Annotated in this window: 10 protein-coding genes (1 of these 10 running past the window's edge); all 10 read right to left on the bottom strand. The window is 66.7% G+C overall.

All coding sequences use genetic code 11. The features are described 5' to 3' along the window. Nucleotides 1–319: 319 nt before the first annotated feature. Complete coding sequence (locus QX108_RS19975) at nucleotides 320–1,687, bottom strand: sigma-54 dependent transcriptional regulator (protein ID WP_315782883.1); 1,368 nt, start codon at nucleotides 1,685–1,687, stop codon at nucleotides 320–322. Then, a complete protein-coding gene (locus QX108_RS19970) occupies nucleotides 1,677–3,506 on the bottom strand; it encodes an ATP-binding protein (protein WP_315782885.1) in 1,830 nt (609 codons plus the stop codon). The genes QX108_RS19975 and QX108_RS19970 overlap by 11 nt, the downstream gene beginning before the upstream one ends. Nucleotides 3,507–3,696: 190 nt before the next feature. Further along, the gene (locus QX108_RS19965; protein WP_315782955.1) at nucleotides 3,697–5,019 is read right to left on the bottom strand and encodes an NAD(P)/FAD-dependent oxidoreductase; all 1,323 of its coding nucleotides are present in this window, start codon (nucleotides 5,017–5,019) and stop codon (nucleotides 3,697–3,699) included. A gap of 269 nt (nucleotides 5,020–5,288) precedes the next feature. Continuing rightward, the gene (locus QX108_RS19960; RefSeq protein WP_315782887.1) at nucleotides 5,289–6,608 is read right to left on the bottom strand and encodes a dicarboxylate/amino acid:cation symporter; all 1,320 of its coding nucleotides are present in this window, start codon (nucleotides 6,606–6,608) and stop codon (nucleotides 5,289–5,291) included. 486 nt (nucleotides 6,609–7,094) lie between these two features. After that, on the bottom strand, nucleotides 7,095–7,439 hold the full coding sequence (locus tag QX108_RS19955; RefSeq protein ID WP_210261781.1) for a hypothetical protein: 345 nt from the start codon (nucleotides 7,437–7,439) through the stop codon (nucleotides 7,095–7,097). Nucleotides 7,440–7,608: 169 nt separating this feature from the next. Further along, a complete protein-coding gene (locus QX108_RS19950; protein WP_315782889.1) occupies nucleotides 7,609–8,940 on the bottom strand; it encodes a lysine N(6)-hydroxylase/L-ornithine N(5)-oxygenase family protein in 1,332 nt (443 codons plus the stop codon). Between the two features lie 14 nt (nucleotides 8,941–8,954). Next, nucleotides 8,955–10,022: a GNAT family N-acetyltransferase gene (locus tag QX108_RS19945; RefSeq protein ID WP_315718981.1), complete on the bottom strand. Its 1,068-nt coding sequence runs from the start codon at nucleotides 10,020–10,022 to the stop codon at nucleotides 8,955–8,957. 132 nt (nucleotides 10,023–10,154) lie between these two features. Beyond that, nucleotides 10,155–11,888, bottom strand: a complete 1,734-nt coding sequence (locus tag QX108_RS19940; protein ID WP_315782891.1) for a cyclic peptide export ABC transporter — start codon at nucleotides 11,886–11,888, stop codon at nucleotides 10,155–10,157. After that, nucleotides 11,885–12,868 carry an alpha/beta hydrolase gene (locus QX108_RS19935; RefSeq protein WP_315718979.1) on the bottom strand — a complete coding sequence of 328 codons (984 nt, stop codon included), beginning with the start codon at nucleotides 12,866–12,868 and terminating at the stop codon, nucleotides 11,885–11,887. Before QX108_RS19935 ends, QX108_RS19940 begins: the two co-directional genes overlap by 4 nt. 7 nt (nucleotides 12,869–12,875) lie before the next feature. Further along, nucleotides 12,876–19,471: the 3' portion of a non-ribosomal peptide synthase/polyketide synthase gene (locus QX108_RS19930; protein WP_315799601.1), read on the bottom strand. It continues 9,811 nt past the right edge of the window; the window shows 6,596 of its 16,407 coding nt (coding positions 9,812–16,407); its start codon lies off the right edge, out of view; its stop codon occupies nucleotides 12,876–12,878.

Raw genomic sequence — 19,471 nt, 5'->3', positions numbered from 1 at the left:
GCAGCTTCGAGGTCAGCCCCGCTCTCACCCTCCCCTGGAGGGGGAGGGTCGGCTCACATGGAGCGCAGCGTAATGTGAGCCGGGGTGGGGTGATCCCTCCACTTGCACCGGTCTCGAGGAGAGATCACCCCACCCCGCTCGCCCGCTTCGCGTGCGATCGACCCTCCCCCTCCAGGGGAGGGTAAGACAGAATTCGCGGGCCTTCCGTCACCCCTATCAGCACGTTGGCGATCAGAGCATGATGCGTTTCCACATAATCGCATCATGCTCTAATCCAGGTTAGGACGCGCGACGCATGCGCGTGACCGATGGTCGCGGATCAATGCCGCTCGCGGATGCCGTCGACATTGACCGCCAGCCGCTTGATCTTGTCGTACAGCGTCTGCTTCGGGATGCTGAGCATCGCCGCCGTTGCCTGGACATCGCCGAGCTTGCGGCGCAGCGCGTCCTCGATGATCGAGCGCTCGATGTTCTCCAGCTGGCGCGGCAGCGACAGCTCAGACGTAGCGCCCCCCGACCGGTCGAGAACCTTGCGATCGAGCACGCCGAGCACGAAGCGGTCGGCGACGTTGCGCAGCTCACGCACATTGCCCGGCCATGAATAGCTCAGCAGCAGCGACATGGTCTGCTCGTCCACGATCGGCGCGTCGCGCTCGAAGCGCTTGGCGGCCTCCAGCGTGAAGTGCTCGAACAGGACCGGAATGTCCTCGCGCCGCTCGCGCAACGGCGGCAGCTCGATGAAGGCGACGCCGAGACGGTAATACAGATCGGCGCGGAACTGCTTGCTCTCGCTGAGCTCGTAGAGATTGGCCTTGCTGGCGGCGACCACGCGGCAATCGACCGCGACCGGCTTGTTGGAGCCGACGCGCTCGATCGAGCGGTCCTGCAGCGCCCGCAGCAGCTTGACCTGGACGCTCGCTGGCATGCTTTCGATCTCGTCGAGGAACAGCGTGCCGCCATGGGCGTATTCGATCTTGCCGATCCGCTGCTTGGTCGCGCCGGTGAAGGCGCCGGCCTCGTGACCGAACAACTCGCTCTCGACGAGCGATTCCGGCAGGCCGCCGCAATTCACCGCGACGTAGTTGCCGCCGCGGCGGGCGCTGTGATTGTGCAGGCAGCGCGCGACGACGTCCTTGCCGGTGCCGGTCTCGCCATAGATCGTGACGTCGACATTGGTGGACGCGAGATTGGCGACGAGGCGGCGCACCTCCTGGATCTGCGGCGAGCGCCCGAGCAGGCTGGCCTCGATGCCCTGGCTACCTTGGCGGTCGGCCAGTGCGGAGCGCAGCGTGCGGACCTCCAGCGTGAGCCGCCGCTTGTCGAGCGCGCGGCGCACGACCGCGACGAGCTGCTCGGAGGAGCATGGCTTCTCGATGAAGTCATAGGCGCCGTTGCGCATGGCTTCCACGGCCATCGAGATGTCGCCATGGCCGGTGACAAGGATGACGGGCAGGTCCGGATCGAGCCGGTGCAGCTCGGAGAGCCATGCGGTGCCGCTCTTGCCGCGCAGCTGCACGTCCGAGACCACCACGAACGGCATGTCGGCGCGGACGGTCGCGCTCGCGGCTTCCACCGAGCCGAACGGCGTCACCGGCAAGCCGGCGAGCTGCAGCGCCTGGACGGCGCCGATGCGCACATCCTCGTCGTCCTCGACATAGATCACGCCGACCGGTTGCTCAGGGCTCATGGGGGGACCTCGTGATCTCGGCCAGCGGGAGCAGCAGCACGAACTCGGCGCCGGACGGCTCGAGATTCCGCGCCCGCAGCTCGCCGCCGAACGACCGCGCGATATGGTTGGCGATGACAAGACCAAGGCCGAGGCCCTTGCCGGCCGGTTTGGTCGTCACGAACGGCTCGAACATGCGCTTGAGAACGTCGGCCGCGATCGCCGGGCCGCTATTGGCGATGGCCATGCGGCAATGGCCGTCCTCGCGCATGGCGCGGATCGCGATCGACTTCTGCGCCGCGCCCTCGACGGCGTCCAGCGCATTGGCGAAGATGTTGCAGAGCAATTGCTCGAGCCGGATCTGATCGGCCCGGACGAGAAGCCCCGGCGCGAGATCGATGGTCACCTCGACGCCGCCGTCCTTCACCCGCGCACCGAGGATCTTGAGCGTTTCGGCCAGCGCCTGCTCGACCGAGACGGCATCGAGCGGCGCATTCGATTTGTAGGCGAACACGCGCAGCTGGCCGGTCAGGCGCGCCAGGCGGCGGACCAGCTCGCCGATGCGGACGAGATTGCCGCGGGCCTCGGCGATCATGCCGCGGTCGACGAACTGCACGGTGTTGTCGGACGCGGTCTGCAGCGCCGCCAGCGGCTGGTTGATCTCGTGCACCATGCCGGCGGACATCTGGCCGAGCACGGCGAGCTTGCCGGCATGGACGAGCTCGTCCTGCGCGGCGCGCAGCTCGGCGGTGCGCTCCTGCACGCGGATCTCGAGGCGGTCATTGGCGGCCTGTAGCGCGGCCTGGCTCGCCAGCCGTTGCCGGATCTCCCGCCGCCGCTGCGCCAACAGGCCGAACGCGAGCAGCGCGACGATGCTGGCGAGCCCCGACAGCGTGCCGATGATGAAGGCCGTACGCCGGATCGGCGCCTCGTCGTCGAGCAGCAGCAGCTGCCATTGCCGCCCGCTGAGCGGACGCTCGTCGACGCTGTAAACCGCGCCGCCCTCGGTCGCGACCTGACCGCCGCCACGATCGGTCCTGTCCATGAAGGTCCAGCCGAGCGGCGCGAGATTCGAGCTGCCATAGGGCTTCGACGTCGCGATCTCCTCCAGTGCATCGACCGAGAGCGGCGTCAGCGGCCGCAGGCGCCATTCGTCGCGCGAGGCAAGGATGGTCACGCCGCGGGCATCGACCAGAACCATGTCGCTGCCGCGGTTGCGCCACTCGCGCTCGAAGGCGTCGAGATTGACCTTGACCACGGCAACGCCGATCGTGCGTCCTTCGCGCTTGACCGCATAGGACAGATAGTAGCCGGCGCGCGCGCTGGTGATGCCGATGCCGAAGAACGCGCCGCGGCCAGTCGCCAGCGCCTGGCGCATATACGGTCGGTAGGACAGGTTGATGCCGACCGGCGTGCCCGGCTGGTCGAAATCGGCGGCGGCGATCGCGTCGCCCGCGACGGTCAGGACGTAGAGATTGTCGGCGCCGGCCAGCAGATTGATCGACTTCAGATACAGGCTGACGCTCTGCTGCAGCGCGCGATCATCGGGCGTGCCGAGCAGCCGGTAGACGTCCGCCGAGGTCTCCAGCAGCGACGGCAGATATTCGAAGCGTGAGAGATAGCCGTCGAGCTGCGCGGCCTCGACCGCCAGCCGCTGCTGGGCCGCGGCGTGCCGTTGATCCAGCCCATGGGAGAAGGCGATGGCGTAGCCGAGCCAGGCCGCGGCGCCGACCAGCGCAACCGCCAGACATCCGCGAACGAGCCAGCCCGCGCGCCCCGGAACCGCCGCGGCGACGTCGGAATGTCCATCGAGGCCGATCCGAATGGGGAAGTCCGTCATCTCCTGAGCCGGGCAAGATCGAGGCGCGGCGGGCCGCGACGAACGCGCCCGCATTTCGCCAGCAACTCTAAGGTCTTGCGCCGGAATAGGCGACACAAAATCCGGCCTCCGCACGTCCGCAACGCAGAGCGATGGCGTCCGATACCGGCGGCAGGGCCGAAGCGGACGCCGGCCGCCGAGCTTGCGCGCATCAATGCAGCTTCACATGCGGCTCGGTGCGGCGGGTGATCAGACGCGCCAGCGTGTCCAGGGTCACCTTGGCGAGGCCGTGCAGGGCGTATTCGTGCATCTTGTACAGCGCCAGATACATCATCCGCGCGAACAGCCCTTCGAACACGAGATTGCCGCCGACCAGCGCGCCCATCATCGAGCCGACCGTGCTGAATTCGCCGAGCGACACCAGCGAGCCGAAGTCGTGATAGCGGTAGTCCGCCAGCCGCTCGCCCCGGATGAAGCGCGGAATCTGCTTGTAGAGATGCGAGGCCTGCTGATGCGCCGCCTGAGCACGCGGCGGCACGTTGCCGCGCGTCCCCCAGGCGCAAGCCGAGCAGTCGCCGATCGCAAAGATGCGCTCGTCGCGCGTGGTCTGCAGGGTCTGCCTGACGACGAGTTGGTTGATGCGGTTGGTTTCGAGACCCGCGATATCCTTGAGGAAGTCCGGCGCCTTGACGCCGGCAGCCCAGACGATCAGTTCGGCCGGGATGATGCGACCGTCCGAGAGGCTGACCCTGTCGGCCCCGACCTCCGCGACCTTGGCGCCCACCAGGACCTCGACGCCGAGCCGCGCGAGCAGCTTCTCGGTCTCGCGCGAGACCCGCTCCGGCAAGGCCGGGAGCACCCGGTCCGCGGCTTCGATCAGCGTGATCCTGATGTCCTTCTCGGCGTCGACCTGGTCGAGACCATAGGCCACCACCTCGCGCGTCGTCCGATGCAGTTCGGCGGCCAGCTCGACCCCGGTCGCCCCGGCGCCGATGATCGCGACCTTCAGCTGATGCGGCGCGATCGGCGTCGACTGCGAATGGGCGCGGATGCAGGCGTTGACCATGCGCTCGTGGAAGCGCCGGGCATCGCGCTGCGACTCCAGCTTGATCGCGTGGTCGACCACGCCGGGCGTGCCGAAATCATTGTTCTGGCTGCCGATGGCGATGACGAGCACGTCATAGGGAATGGTTCGCCGCGGCGTGACCTCACGCCCCTCCGCATCGAGATAGGGCGCGACCAGCACCTCGCGCCGGTCGCGATCGAGCCCGATCATGTCGCCGATGCGATAATGGAAGCCGTGCCAATAGGCCTGAGCGAGATAGTCGACCTCGTGCGCCGAGATGTCCATGCTGCCGGCCGCGATCTCGTGCAGCTTCGGCTTCCAGACGTGGGTGCGGTTGCGCTCGACCAGGGTGACCTCGAGCTTGCCCTTACGGCCGTATTTGTCGCCGAGCCGCGTCGCCAGCTCCAGGCCGCCGGCGCCGCCGCCGACGATCACGACACGCGGAACCCCGGACTGCGGGACGGCCATCATCAAATCTCCCCAAGCAAGACCGCGGCGCCGCCGGTGTCACGCCGTCAGCGCCGCGTCCTGGTGCTTTTTTAGCAGATCATTTGAGGATGGCGGCATCACGATTGGGCATCACCCGCCCGTTCGCCGGTCTCGCGCCCGACGAGAGCCGGCAGCTTTCAGCCGGCCGTCGTACGGGACGCGTCGCCTTGCGAGAGCAGCGGCGACGCGTGAACGGGGGCGTTTGTTCGGGTCGCCGACCACGCCGGCAACGCCGTGCGGCCTTGGTCTCAGCCCGTCGTGACGGCGATTTCGACGTCCGAAGGATCGATATCCTTGTCGAGCGCGGTACGCAGCTTGTCGCGGTCGAGCTCGCCCTCCCACCAGGCGACGATCACGCAGGCGACGCCATTGCCGCACAGGTTGGTGAGGGCGCGGCACTCGCTCATGAACTTGTCGATGCCGAGCACGATCGCCATGCCCGGAACGAGCTCCGGCCGGACGGCCGCGAGCGTGCCGGCCAGGGTGATGAAGCCGGCGCCGGTGATGCCCGAAGCGCCCTTCGAGGTCAGCATGGCCACGAGAAGGATCGTGATCTGCTCGCCGAAGGAGAGGTGCACGTTCATGGCCTGGGCGATGAACAGCGTCGCCAGGGTCATGTAGATGTTGGTGCCATCGAGGTTGAAGGAGTAGCCGGTCGGAACCACGAGGCCGACGACAGGCTTGGAGCAGCCGAGACGCTCGAGCTTCTCCATCATCTGCGGCAGCGCGCTCTCGGACGACGAGGTGCCGAGCACGATCAGCAGCTCGTCCTTGATGTATTTCAGGAACTTGAAGATCGAGAAGCCGGCAATGCGGGCGATGATGCCGAGCACGATGATGACGAAAGCGAGCGCCGTGAGATAGAAGGTCGCGATCAGGCCGGCAAGATTGCCGAGCGCCTGCGGGCCATAGCGCCCGATGGTGAAGGCCATCGCGCCGAACGCGCCGATCGGGGCGAACTTGACCACGATCGCGATGACGCCGAAGATCGCGTGTGCCGCATCGTCGATGAAGGCGCGCATCGTGTGGCCCCGTTCACCGAGGCTCATCAGGGCGATGCCGAACAGGATCGAGAACAGCAGCACCTGCAGGATCTCGCCTTGCGCGAACGCGCCCACCACCGTGTCGGGGATGATATGGAGCACGAAGTCGATCGACTTCATCTCGCTCGCCTGCTTGGCGTAATTGGCGACAAGGGCGGCGTTGCTCTGGCCCTGGAACCCTGCCCCCGGCTGGATGAAATTGCCGACGATCAGACCCAGCGCGAGCGCGAAGGTCGAGACGATCTCGAAATAGATCAGCGCCTTGACGGCCACGCGGCCGACCTTCTTGACCTCGGAGACATGCGCGATGCCGGACACGACGGTGCAGAAGATCACCGGCGCGATCACCATCTTGATCAGCTTGACGAAGCCATCGCCGAGCGCCTTGATCCACTCGTTCTTGCCGACCTCCGGCCATACCCAGCCGACGATGACGCCGAGCACGATCGCGACCAGGACCTGCACGTAGAGGACCCGGTAGAATGGCTTGTTCGGGGCCGTGGCCGCCGCAGTGGTTGTAGACATCAGATGTTCTCTCCCTGGTCTCACTCGGTCTACGTCTCGTCTCAGCCGGCGGTGGGTCGACGCAGTGTCCTTCAAGCACGTCTGCGGGCATCCCGGACCGAAGCCCCCCTCCACGAGCATGCACGCCGGTCAGGCACGCACGCGAACGCTCAAGCGTAATCGTCTGCTCGGCGTGTCTAAAATCAAGGGCGGCTTTGGGCTGGCGTCCGGACGTCCCCTCGATTGTTCTGGAGCTGGCGCTCGTTTGGCGGCTCATTAAGCAGCATTCGTGCCAGGGGATCGGCGCGGCCCGGTGACGGCGCATGTGCTTCAGTTTGCTACCATTTACAAACCATTGCGGGGAGCGGCGACAGGCGTTGCGCGGCGCGCCGTCCGAAGTTTCGGAAATGGCCGGCGGCGACCGTCCGAAACTTCGGACGGCCGAGGGCAGCACCCGTCACGGCCCATCTCAGGGACTTCGGCTGCGGACGGCCGCCGAACCGATCGTCAGCCCGGCTCCTTCGGAGTGGCCTTCGGATCCAGCCGACGCCGCCGGGCGCCGAGACGCGAGCGCCGGATGCGCCGCTTGCGGAACTCCAATCCGCACATCGCGATATCGATGCTCTCGGTCGGACGGCGCAGGCGCCGTCCGTGGAAGCCGAGCCACTTCTCGACCTGCCGAACCAAAATGCGATCGAGCTCCAGACGCCGCAGCAGTTCGTCGCGCGTATGCAGCGACGCGATGTCGACGATGTAGTCGAACCGCTCCGACAGGGTTCGGCCGACGAGCCGCGCGTAATCAGACGATATCAATAAATTCACGACCCGCTCAGGCAAATGCGGCTCAGCCATATCTCATTCCCGAACTTCGCCGTGCCTGCCGACCGGTCCTGGATGCCGGCTTTCCCAAATTCGCAATCACGACGACCACCGATGTTCATCCGGCCGTGACATGCGACGAGCGCCACGACCGTCATGAAGGCTCCTCACGACTCAGCTTTCCGACCGCGGGAGGACATGCTCATGAGTACACACGTTCCTCCCGATGCGGGTCATGCTCCTGACCGTTCGGCCTGGCCGCCGTCGCCACCAGCGACGCCGTGATCTCCTGGGCCCGCATCGGCAGCACCGACAGCAGCGTGTCGCTCAGGCCATGCGAGGTCTCCGAGCAGCCCTGCAGGTAGACCTGCGGACGAAAGCCCGGAGCGGTCTGCAGCCGGTAGTCCCGATCCAGCGCGCCGGCCTCGATGTAGCGGCTGATCGGATCGAGAAAGGCCGGCACCGGTGATCGCTCATAGCCGGTGGCGATGACCACGGCGTCGTAGCTCGCGCGGCTCCGAACATCCTCGTCCTTATTGTGCAGCTCGATCGTGATGCCGTCGCGCGTGACCCCCGCGCCGACGATCTCGCTCCGCGGATGCAAGACGAGCTTTCTCTCGCCGGCGACGCGCTGCTGATAGGTCATCCGATAGAGCTGATCGAGCAGATCGGGATCGACCACCGCGTAATTGGTATTGCGGAAGCTGCGAATAATCGATGCGCGCTGCGCGTCCTCGCGCGAATGGAAATAGTCCGTGTACTCCGGATTGAAGATCTCGTTAACGAATGGGCTGCTGTCGGACGGCTTGAGCGCGTGCCCTCGGAACACCAGATCGATATGCGCATCGGGAAACCGCTCGCTCAGATCGAGGGTGACCTCTGCGGCGCTCTGGCCACCGCCTATCACTGCGACGCGAGGCGCCTGGCCGTGCAATTCGGTGATCAGCGGCGATCCAAGATAGCCGCTGGTGTGCACCACCCGCCGGTCTCCGACGATCGGCTCGAGCACGGCTGGGACGTGCGGAACGCCGCCGACGGCGACCACGAGATTCCGCGCAATGCGCGACCGGGTCTCGCCAGTCCCCGTCTGCGTCACCACCCGAAGCGCGACCACCGACTGACCGGCCATGACCGGCTCGACGGCCACGACCGTCTCGCCATAGTCGACCATCGCGCTGAACTGGTCGGCGACCCAGCACAGATAGTCGTTGAACTCGATGCGGCTCGGATAGAACGTCTTGCAGTTGGTGAAATCGAGCAGCCGCCCCGACTTGTGCAGATAGTTGATGAAGGTGAATGGGCTGGTCGGATCACGCAGCGACACGAGATCCTTCAGGAAGGAAATCTGCATGTTGCTGCCCGGGAGCAGCATGCCGCCGTGCCATTTGAAGCTTGGCTGACGCTCCACGAACAGCGAGCGGCAACTCACGCGCTGTTGTCTCCTGCAATCGTCGAGTGCGATCGCCAGCGCCAGGTTCGATGGCCCGAAGCCGACACCGACGACATCATAGTCCGGGGCGATTTGATACGACATGAGGTGATGCTCCGTCAGCGTTGGGTCTCTGGCGTCGCGTCCTTGGCCGCCGGCTGCCACAGCCGGTCGCCAAAGAAGCGTTCGCGAAGCAACATGACCAAGGTTGCTCGCTTGTGCGGGAAGTCGAAATTCTTGATCCGGGCGAAGCCGGCGCGATCGAGATTGCGCAACTGCTGGACGTGGGCTGCCGCGGGCTCGCCGACGATGCGCATCGTGCGCTCATCGTCGAGGAACATGTAGTGCATCAGCGACGGCAGCCACGCGGTGATGAAGTCGCGGCCACGAAACTCGTCCTCGCCGACGATCACATGCCAGCCGCGGTCGTAGTCGGCGGCGTCGTAGAACGGCGCGATGCGGTTCTCCTTGGCCCAATACAGCTCGAAATAGCCAAACGGACGATCACCGAAGCAGCCGATCATCGGCAGCATGTGCGGATCCGCCAGGATCCTGGAGAGATAGTCGCGGTGCTTGTCTAGGTCACCGGCCTCGTTCCAGAACGCATCCACGCGCGGATCGTTGAGCCAGCGGTGGACGAGCGACAGATCCCGCTCGACATCGACGACTCGAAAGCTGACGGTCTCCGACAGCCATGGAATGAAACGGGAATAGACACGGCCGGCCGGCTTCGACGGCCGTCGCGGATGCCGCCTGCCGTCAGTCATGGCATAAGACAGTGGAAACGCCGGCCGCGCGGCATCGGTCAACCAATTGTCGCGCCGCTGCATCACCAGTTCGGGCAGCAGCACCGGCGCGCCATTGATGGTCACCGCGAGACCCTCGCGCGCCAGCGCCGATTCGGCCGCCGGCCAGTCGCCGGTCGCGAGGAAGAGCCTGTCGAGTGACGGATGCCAGGCGAACAGCGCTTCGGCCGCGGCCGACAACGCACGCACCATCCGCTGCGGATCGCCGGCCCTGTCCGATGCGACCAGCGCCGCCCGACGCTCATCGAATTGAAGCGACAGCAGCACCGCACCATCGACCAGGACCCGCACTGCTCCGTCGTCGCGAACGACGGACATCGCAGTCTCGCTGCCGGCCTTGAAGGCCTCACGTCTTGCGTCGAAGCCCGTGCTCGCGTCCATGCGCCTCTCCCCTCCATTGCCCTTGTGCGAAATTCGCCACGGTCGGCGCCCGCTCAGGATGTAAATTTGCCGCCGCCTCGAACACAAGCGGGCCCGTCACACTGTCGAACTAGATTAGTTACAAGCTGCGGCTCACGCTCTCGATGGTTCCTGCGATGCGCCCTCGTCTTGCAGTCGCGACGCCGGCGATCGCCTCGGCCGTGCGTGCCGGCGCTGTTGCGTCGGCCGGTCCTCCTGGAGTTGTCCATTGCGCAGCCGCACGAGCCGGTCCGCGCAGTGGAAGTAGCGGTCGTCATGCGAGATCACGATGATCGTCTTGCCCAGCCGCTTCAGGTCGGCGAGCAGCTCGGTATAAAAGACGTTACGGAATGCCGGATCCTGATCGGCGGCCCATTCGTCGAACACCAGAACGGGGCGGCCTTCGATCCAGGCGTTGATCAAAGCGAGGCGCTTGCGCTGGCCGGTCGACAGGTCCGTGGTCGAGAACATGCCGTCTTCGACCGAGACCTTGTGGGCAAGCTCGAGCCGATCGAGGTAGCGCTGCGCGCCTTCGGGAGCCTGATCATCGTGACGCAGCAGCGTGTCGAACAGGTAATAGTCCGCAAACACGGTGGTGAAGAGTTGCCGGTAGTCGTCGCGTGTTGCGCCGATCACCGGTACGCCGTCGCGCAGCAGCTGTCCCTGATCCGGCACGTAGAGGCCGAGCAGCAGCTTGATCAGCGTCGTCTTGCCGCTGCCGTTGTCGCCGACGATGAAGACGATCTCGCCGCGCCGGATGCGCAGATCGACCGGACCGAGCACAAAGGGTGTCTCGTTGGCGGCGGCCTGAAAGGAATAGGAGACGCCGCGCAGCTCGATCGATTCGATCCGATCCGTCATCGCGTCGGCGGGATGCTCGAGCAGATCCTGCTCTGCCGTTGCAAACCGCTCGGAGAGATCGGCAATCCGGCGCATCGCGACCTGTGCGCGACCGAGCGACGGCAGCATGCCGATGAGCTGATCGATCGGACCGCGCATGAACAGCAGCACCAGGACGAAGCCGCTGGACACCGATGGCGGACTGTCCGGCCATAGCAGCGGCCGCAGCACGAGCGCGGTCCCGATCACCATGAACAGCATCACCGTTCCGAGCGCACGGGCGGTGACCAGCAGATTGATCGCGCCGATCTGCACGTCGCTGATCCTGTCGACGGTGCGCTGGATCAGGTCGACATGCACATGGTGCCGGCGCGGCCGGTGGAGCCGCAGCTCCTTGGCGCCTTCGGCGATCGTCCGATAGTGCTTCTGCAGATCGTCTTCATATTGGCGGGCCAGGTTGAAGCCGGACATGCCGCGCTGTCTCGCCCGGAAGTGGGCGAACGATCCGAGCGCGATCAGCGCCGCCGTCACGAGGAACAACGGCCACGACAGCATGGCCAGATAGACCAGGCAGCCGGCGACGACGACACCGGAAACCAGAAACGCCGGAAAGAAGAAGGCAAAGTCGCTGATCGCATCGACGTCCTTCGTCAACACGGGGATGAGCCGGTGCGCGCGGTAGGATTCCAGCTGGTCGATCGGCGCCATCAGGATCTTGGCGGCCAACGACTTGCGCAGCGAGGCGACGATCTTCTGTCCGACGGCATTGGCGCTGATGTCCGAGCCGACCGACCCGATCACGATCAGGACGCAGAGCCCGGCAAACGAGGCGATCAGGCTGCCGACATCACCGGAGCCGGCGTAGAGGCCCTTGTTCACCACGGCGAGCAGGCCGGCGACGCTGGCACCGCCGACGAGGCCGAGCAGGATGCCGCAGAGAACCAGCTTCCAATAGGGCCGCAGCAGGCCTCCGATATGGAGCTTCCCGGGATTCGACGACGTGATCATCGGTGACAGTCTCCGGCTTGCTGGGCAAACAGTTCGGCAAGCGTGGCACCGATCTCGGCGCGCGCCCGCAGCGCATCCGGCACGACGTTGCCCATGCGCAGGAACTCGTGAATCATGCCGGGATAGACCTTGAGGTCGACGGCGACGCCGGCCGCGCGCAGCCGTTCGGCGTAGTCGCGTCCCTCCGCGATCAGCGGGTCGAACTCGGGCAGCAGCATCAGCGCCGGTGCGACGCCGGACAGGTCGGGCGCCGCCAGCGGCGCAAACCGCCAATCCCGGCGATCGGACTCGTCGCGCAGATAGTGGTTGAAAAACCAGTCCACAGTGTCGCGCTCGAGCAAATAGCCCGAGCCGTAGTCCGCGTAGGACTGCGATATCTGCTCCGGGCTGAGGCCCGGATAGGCCAGCACCTGGAGGAGCGGTTGCGGCAAGGCTCGATCGTCGCGAGCTGCGATCGCCAGCGCTGCCGCCAGCGTGCCGCCGGCACTGTCGCCGCCGACGGCGACGCGGCGGGGGTCGAGACCAGCGGCTGGCCCCTCGCGCCCGATCCAGGCGAGAGCATCCACGCAATCCTCGAACGCAGTCGGAAAGCGATGCTCCGGCGCGAGCCGGTAGCCGATCGACAGCACGGCCGCGCCGCTGTCGCTCGCAAGGCCACGGCATAGCGGCTGATGCGAGTCGAGACTGCCGACGACGAAGCCGCCGCCATGCATGTAGAGCAGCACCGGCAGCGGCGCAGCGCAGTTGGGCATTTGTCCTGCATAGAGGCGTGCAGCGATCTGCGCACCATCGCGCGTCGGCAGCGTGAGCTGCCTCTCGAACGCAAGCGCGGGAGGATCGAGGTCGAGCAGCGGCGACGAGGCCTCGAAATCGGCGCGCGCCTGCGCCGGCGTGAGTTGCGGGAACGGAACGCGCGCGCCGGTCTCGGTCCCCAACTGGATCATCTCGAGCAGCGCCGCGATATCTGGATGAAGGCTCATGATCACCTCATTCGGCCGGTTCGGATTGCAGCGCCGGCATCGTCTGCGCCGCGTCGCGCGATTGCAGCCACTTGGAGATTGCGGCGACGAAGGTCTCGTTGCTCAGGATCGAGAAGTGGTCGTCACCGACGACGCCGAGATCCGTCGCGCCCCCGAACCGTGCAGTCAGCCAATCGCGCTGTCGCAGCCGCCCTGAGGTCCACCAGCATCCAGGTGTCGCCTTGAGCTCGGTCGGCCAGTCGGCGGTCTGCGCCAGCTGTCCGAGGTGGCGTCCGACCGTGAACGCGCCGATGATGTCGTCGACCCCGAGCAGATGATCCCTTGGCTGCAAGGGCGCCGCGCCGATCACGTCCGCAAGCAGGCGCCGCATTGCGTCATCCGTCGCAGGCTCGCCCGCGGCGCGGATGATGGCGGCGCGAGATCGGACCGCCGCGAGTTCTCCCCCTGGGATGGCGATGGACAGCAATCCCAGCAGGTCGTCGGTCCAATGCCGCTCGGCCCCTGGCCTCTCATTTGCGCACGGATCAGGAACGAAGCTGTCGACCAGCGCCAGACGCGCGACGACCTCGCCGCGACGCTCCAGTTCTGCTGCGGCGAGGCATGCGACCAGGCCGCCCAGCGACCATCCGATCAGATAATACGGCCCGCGTCCCTGCGCCTGCACGATCTCATCGGCGTAATCAGCGGCCATCGCCGCCAGCGATGAATCGGAAAAGGACGGCGCGATCAACGTCCGGCATTGCAGACCGATCACTTGACGCCGCCCCTCGAGGCGGCGCGCCAGCGGCGCATAGTCGAACACCGTGCCGAAGCCGCCATGGAAGCAGAACACGGGCTCCATGCCGGACACCGGCGCGTTGAGCGGCAGCAGGGCCGACACTCGCCTTGGCTTGCTGTCCGACTCGCCGAGCAAGGCGCGGATCGTCGGCTTCTGCAGGAGATCACGCAGCTTGATCTCGCCGCCGATGATCGGCTCGCGCCGGAGCCGTGCGATCACCTTCAAGCTCAGGATCGAGTTGCCGCCGAGCTCGAAGAAATTATCGGTGACGCCGACCTGCGGAGTGCCGAGAACCTCGGACCACAATCGGACCATCGCGATCTCCGCCGGGCTCTCCGGCGCGATGAAGGTGCGCACAGCCGCGACGTCGGGCGCCGGCAGCGCCCGGCGGTCGACCTTGCCGCTGGACAGCGTGGGCAGACGCTCGAGCACGATGATTCTTGCCGGCACCATGTAGGCAGGCAGCGTTCGACGCAGCGCGGCCGCAAGACCCTCCGACAATTGCTCAGCCGAGCGGCCGGCCGCGTCGCAGCCCTCACTCGGCGCGACATAGGCGACGAGCTGGCTGCCGCCGGCACTGGGCACGGCGAGCACGGCCGCTTGTGCGACATCGGGCTCCGACAGCAATGCCGACTGGATCTCGCCGAGCTCGATCCGGAAGCCGCTGACCTTGACCTGATCGTCGCTGCGCCCGAGATATTCGATCCTGCCATCCGCATCCCACCGGGCGAGGTCGCCGGTGCGATAGAGACGCGCGCCGGGATCGGCGGCGAAGGGATCCGGAACGAACCGCTCCGCGGTCATGCCGGGCTTGGCGTGGTATCCGCGCGCAAGGCCAAGACCGCCGATATAGAGCTCTCCCGCAGCGCCGGCCGGGACGATGTCGAGCTGACCATCGAGGATGTAGGCGGTGCGGCTGCCGACGGGGACACCGATCGGCGCGTAGGCCTTGTCGCAGTCTGCGTTGCCGTCGACCTTCCAGACCAGCGGCGTAACCACGGTCTCGGTCGGGCCGTAGCCGTTGATCAGGATCTGCGGCTTGAGCGTCCGCTTCACCTTGTCGAAGCCGGCCTTGGGCATCGCCTCGCCGCCGAACGAGTACAGCCTCACCGGCGGCGGATGACCGGTCTGCTCCACCCAATCGGCCACCTGCTGCAGATAGGCCGGCGGCAGGCCGATATGGGTGATGCTCCGGGCGCGCAGCATCTCGACCGTCTGCTCGGGCGTCCACAACTCGGCATCGCGCATTACGAGCCGCGCCCCCTGCGAGAGCACCGTAAGCCAGCGTTCATGGGCGCCGTCGAATGCGAGCGACAGGAAATGCAATTCGCTCGATTGCGGGTCGATCTCATAGAGCGCTGCGGTGGCGCGGCAATGCATCGCCAGCGGGCCGTGCGCAACGGCGACGCCCTTCGGCCGTCCGGTCGAGCCGGACGTGTAGATCACATAAGCGAGATTTCCGGGGTGGAGGCGCAGCTGCGGCGGATGATCCGGTCCCGTCTCGAAATCGAATCGGGCCAGATCGATGTGCCGGACAGACGCGGGCATGAGAACATCACGCGTGCCGGACAGCATGAAAGCCGCGCCGCTATCGTTCATCACGTAGGCGACCCGCTCCGGCGGAAGCTCGGGATCGAGCGGCACATAGGCGCCGCCCGCCTTCATCACGGCCAGCAGCGCGATCATCGTTGCCTGCGTGCGCGCCACCACGATCCCGACGCGCTGATCGGGCCTGAGCCCCTGCCCGATCAGATGATGCGCGAGACGGTTGGCGCGGCGCTCCAGCGCGCCATAGGACAGGCTGCCGCCGCCGATCTCGAGTGCGATCCGCTCCGGATTGCGCATCGCATGCCCGCTGATGGCCTCGTGCACGAGCGGCTCCGCTCCGACAGGCAAAGCATGAGCGTTGCAGGCACGCGCGCGCGCCGTGTCATGATCGGTCGCCGCATCGATCGCCCCGATCAGCGCCGTCGCATCCCGGGTCAGCGCCGCGAGCAGATGTTCGAACTGGGCCCTGATCTGCTCGGCCTGGTCGGGCGCGAAATGGCTTGGCATGTATGTGAATTCGACCTGGAGCGTGTCCTCGACCAGCACCGACAGGTCCATCGGATAATTGGTGACGTCGACATTGCGGAGGCCGCCGAACTGGAGCGAGCCGTCCCCCTGCAGCAGGCCACGCTCGATCGGGTAGTTCTCGAACACGATGATGCTGTCGAACATCGCCTCGCCGGCGCGACCGGCCCAGCCCTGGATGTCGTAGAGCGGCGTCTGCTCGTAGTTGCGGACCGCGGCGGTGCGGTTCTGGATCGCGCGCAGCCAATCGCCGACGGCGCAGGCGGGCGACGGCGTCTCGATCATCGGCAGCGTGTTGATGAACAGGCCGATCATCTGCTCGGCGCCGTCGAGGCCAGCCGGACGGCCGGCCACCGTCGCGCCAAAGGTCACGGTGTGCTGGCCGGTGAAGCGCTGCAGCAGCAGCGTCCAGACGCCCTGGATCAGCGTGTTCAGGGTGATGCGCTCGCGGCGGGCGAACGCCTTCAAGTCCGCCGTCGCGCCCTCGTCGAGCCGCGTGTAGCAGCGTCGATGCCCATGCGCGTCGTAGCGGCGAGCGCCGAACGCATCGGCCAGTTGCGTCGGCTGATCGAAGCCGGCGAGCTGTTCGCGCCAGAAGCGCTCGGCCGCCATGGCGTCCTGGGCAACGAGCCAGGCAACGTAGTCGCGGTACTGCGGCGTGCCGGGCGCAAGCTTGCGGCCGGCATAGAGCTGCAAGATCTCGCCGATGAAGCGCGCCGAGCTCCAGCCATCCATCAGGATGTGGTGATAGGTCCAGATCAGGCGATGACAATCGTCGTCCACGCGCAGCAGGCGCACGCGCTGCAGCGGCGGCTGCGCCAGATCGAACTCAGCATCACGCTCACCGGCCAGCGCCGCCGAGAGCCGGGTCTCGTCGATCAATTGCCCGCGCCAGTCTTCGATCTCGAACGGCACGATCGCCTGACGATAGACAGCCTGCAGCGGGGATCCGGACAACTCGCGCCAGAGGAATCCCGTCCGCAGCATCGGATGGCGCGCGGATGCGTCCTGCCATGCCGCGCGCAGGCGCTCGACGTTCAGCCCGCGGATCTCGACGCTGATCTGATTGACGTAGACGCCGCTGCCGGCATCGCGCAGGCTGTGGAACAGCATGCCCTGCTGCATCGGCGACAGCGGATAGATGTCCTCGATGCGGTCCCAATCGAGACCGAGCTGCGCCAGCTCCTGATCGGTCAGGCCCGACAGCGTCCCCCGCGCCACGACGGGCATCCGCTGCGCATCGGAGATCGCGCGACAGAGCGGCGCGAGCTGCTCGATCGTCTGATGCCTGAAGACGTCCCTTGGCTCCAGCGCAAGACCGGCCCGCCGTGCGCGACCGACGATCTGCAGCGAGATGATGGAATCGCCGCCGAGCTCGAAGAAATTGTCGGTGACGCCGACCTCGTCGTGCTGCAGCAGCTCGGCCCAGATCGTTGCGAGCGCGGCCTCGGTCGGATTGCGCGGCGCGACGCGTTGCGCATCCGCAGGGCGTGCATCCGGCTGCGGCAGCGCCTTGCGGTCGATCTTGCCGTTGGGCGTCAGCGGCAGTTGCGGCAGCACCATGACCCGTGACGGCACCATGTAGTCCGGCAGCACCGCGCCGAGCGCCGCACGCAGGCCCGCGCCGTCGAGCGCATCATCGCCGCTGACATAGCCGACCAGCTGCCGGCTGCCGCCGAGCTCCTGCGCCACCACGACGCTGTCGCGCACGCCGGGCTCGGCCCGCAGCCGCGCCTCGATCTCGCCGAGCTCGATGCGATGGCCCCGGATCTTCACCTGATGATCCGCCCGGCCCACATGGTCCAGCACACCATCGCCGCGCCAGCGCGCGAGGTCCCCGGTGCGGTACAGCCGCTGCCCCGCCGATCCGAACGGATCGGGGATGAAGCGCTCGGCGCTGAGCGCCGCACGATTCCAATAGCCGCGGGCCAGCCCCTCGCCGCCGATGAACAGCTCTCCGGCCACCCCGACCGGCGCCAGATTCAGATCGCCATCCAGCACGTACAGCGTGGTGTTGCCGATCGGAGCACCGATCATCGGCGACGGATCGGCCGCATCGAGCCGGTGCCGCGCCGACCACACCGTGGTCTCCGTCGGCCCGTACAGGTTCCAGACCTCGCCGCCCAGCGCCGTCAGGCGCCGCGCCAGATCCGGTGCCAGGGCCTCGCCGCCGCTCAGCACCCGGCAGCCCTCCCCCAGCCACGTGCCGGCGCCGTCATGATCCAGCAGCATCCGCCAGCTCGACGGCGTCGCCTGGATCATCGTCACGCCGTGCCTGACGACGACCGCCTTCAGCGCCGCCGGATCATGCGCCGTCGCCCGATCCGCCAGCACGATTTGCGCGCCATGCGTCAGCGGCAGCCACAGCTCCAGCACCGCGATGTCGAACGACAGCGAGGTCAGCCCGAGCACGCGATCCTCGCGTGCGATGCCCGGCCGCTCGGCCATGGTCGCCAGGAAGTTCGCCACCGCGCCATGGCGCACCATCACGCCCTTGGGCAGACCGGTCGAGCCGGAGGTGTAGATCACGTAAACGAGGTTCTCCGGATCGATCGCGATGTCGAGATTGGCGGCGTCGCCGCTGCCTTCTCCCACCGCTGCATCGAGCAGCCAGGCCTCGGCACCGCTGCCTTCCAGAACCGGAGCAAAACGCTCCTGCAACGTGGCCTGCGTCAGCAGCAGCCTGGCCCCGCTGTCGCCCAGCATGTGCGCCAGACGCTCGGCCGGATAGTCCGGATCGAGCGGCAGGTAGGCCCCGCCCGCCTTCAGCACCGCGAGCAGTGCCACCATCATCGGCACGCCGCGCTCCAGCGCCAGCCCGACCACGACGTCCGGCCCGATGCCCTGCAGCATGAGCCGCCGCGCCAGCCGGTTTGCCCGCGCGTTCAGCTCGCCATAGCTGATCGTCTCGTCCCCATGCACGATTGCGATCGCATCAGGAGAACGCGCCGCCTGCGCTTCGCATTGAGCAACGACCCCGGCAGATTGCTTTGTCGTGACCGTGTCGTTGACGCGCGCCAGCATCGCGAGATCTTCGGGATCGTCACCAGCGATCCGGCCGACCGCGTTGGCGGCATCGCCGCTGATCGACGCGAGCAGCGCCACGAATGCCGTCTGAAGCCGGCCGATCTGGCGCTCTTCGAAATGCCGGCGCTGGAAGTTGAACACGAGCCGAAGCTCGCCGTCGAGACCGACGCTGACGAACAACGGATAGTTGCTGGTCTCCAAAATCCGCGTGCGGCTGGCGCGGAGCTGCCCGCGGTTCGTCCTCAATGCCTGGTCGACCGGATAGTTCTCGAACACCAGTATGCTGTCGAACAGCGGATGTCCGGCACGTCCGGCCAAGCGCTGAATATCAGCGAGCGGCATCCAGCCATGCTCCCGCAGAGCCAGGTTGCGGTCCTGCAAATCGCGCAGCCAGTCGCCGACACTCTGCTGAGGATGCTCGCGGTCGATCATAGGCAGCGTGTTGATGAACAGGCCGACCATGTCCTCGGCGCCGACGAGATCGGCAGGCCGATCTGAAACCGTTACACCGAAGCACACTGTGTCCTGGCCGGTCTGGCGGCGCAGCAGCTTCGCCCATGCGGCTTGAACGAGCGTGTTCAGCGTGATCCGCTCGCGCGTGGCGAATTGCTGAAGCCGCTCGCTGAGACCACGATCCACGACCGTCGTCAGCGAGCCGTGGTCCATGGCCTCGTTGGCGTTGGCGGGTGCGAGCAGACTTGGCTCTTCGAGCTCGGCCAGGGCTG

Source organism: Bradyrhizobium sp. SZCCHNR1002 (genome assembly GCF_032381435.1).
Classification (GTDB): Bacteria; Pseudomonadota; Alphaproteobacteria; order Rhizobiales; family Xanthobacteraceae; genus Bradyrhizobium; species Bradyrhizobium aeschynomenes.
This window is presented reverse-complemented; position numbering and strand designations above follow the sequence as displayed.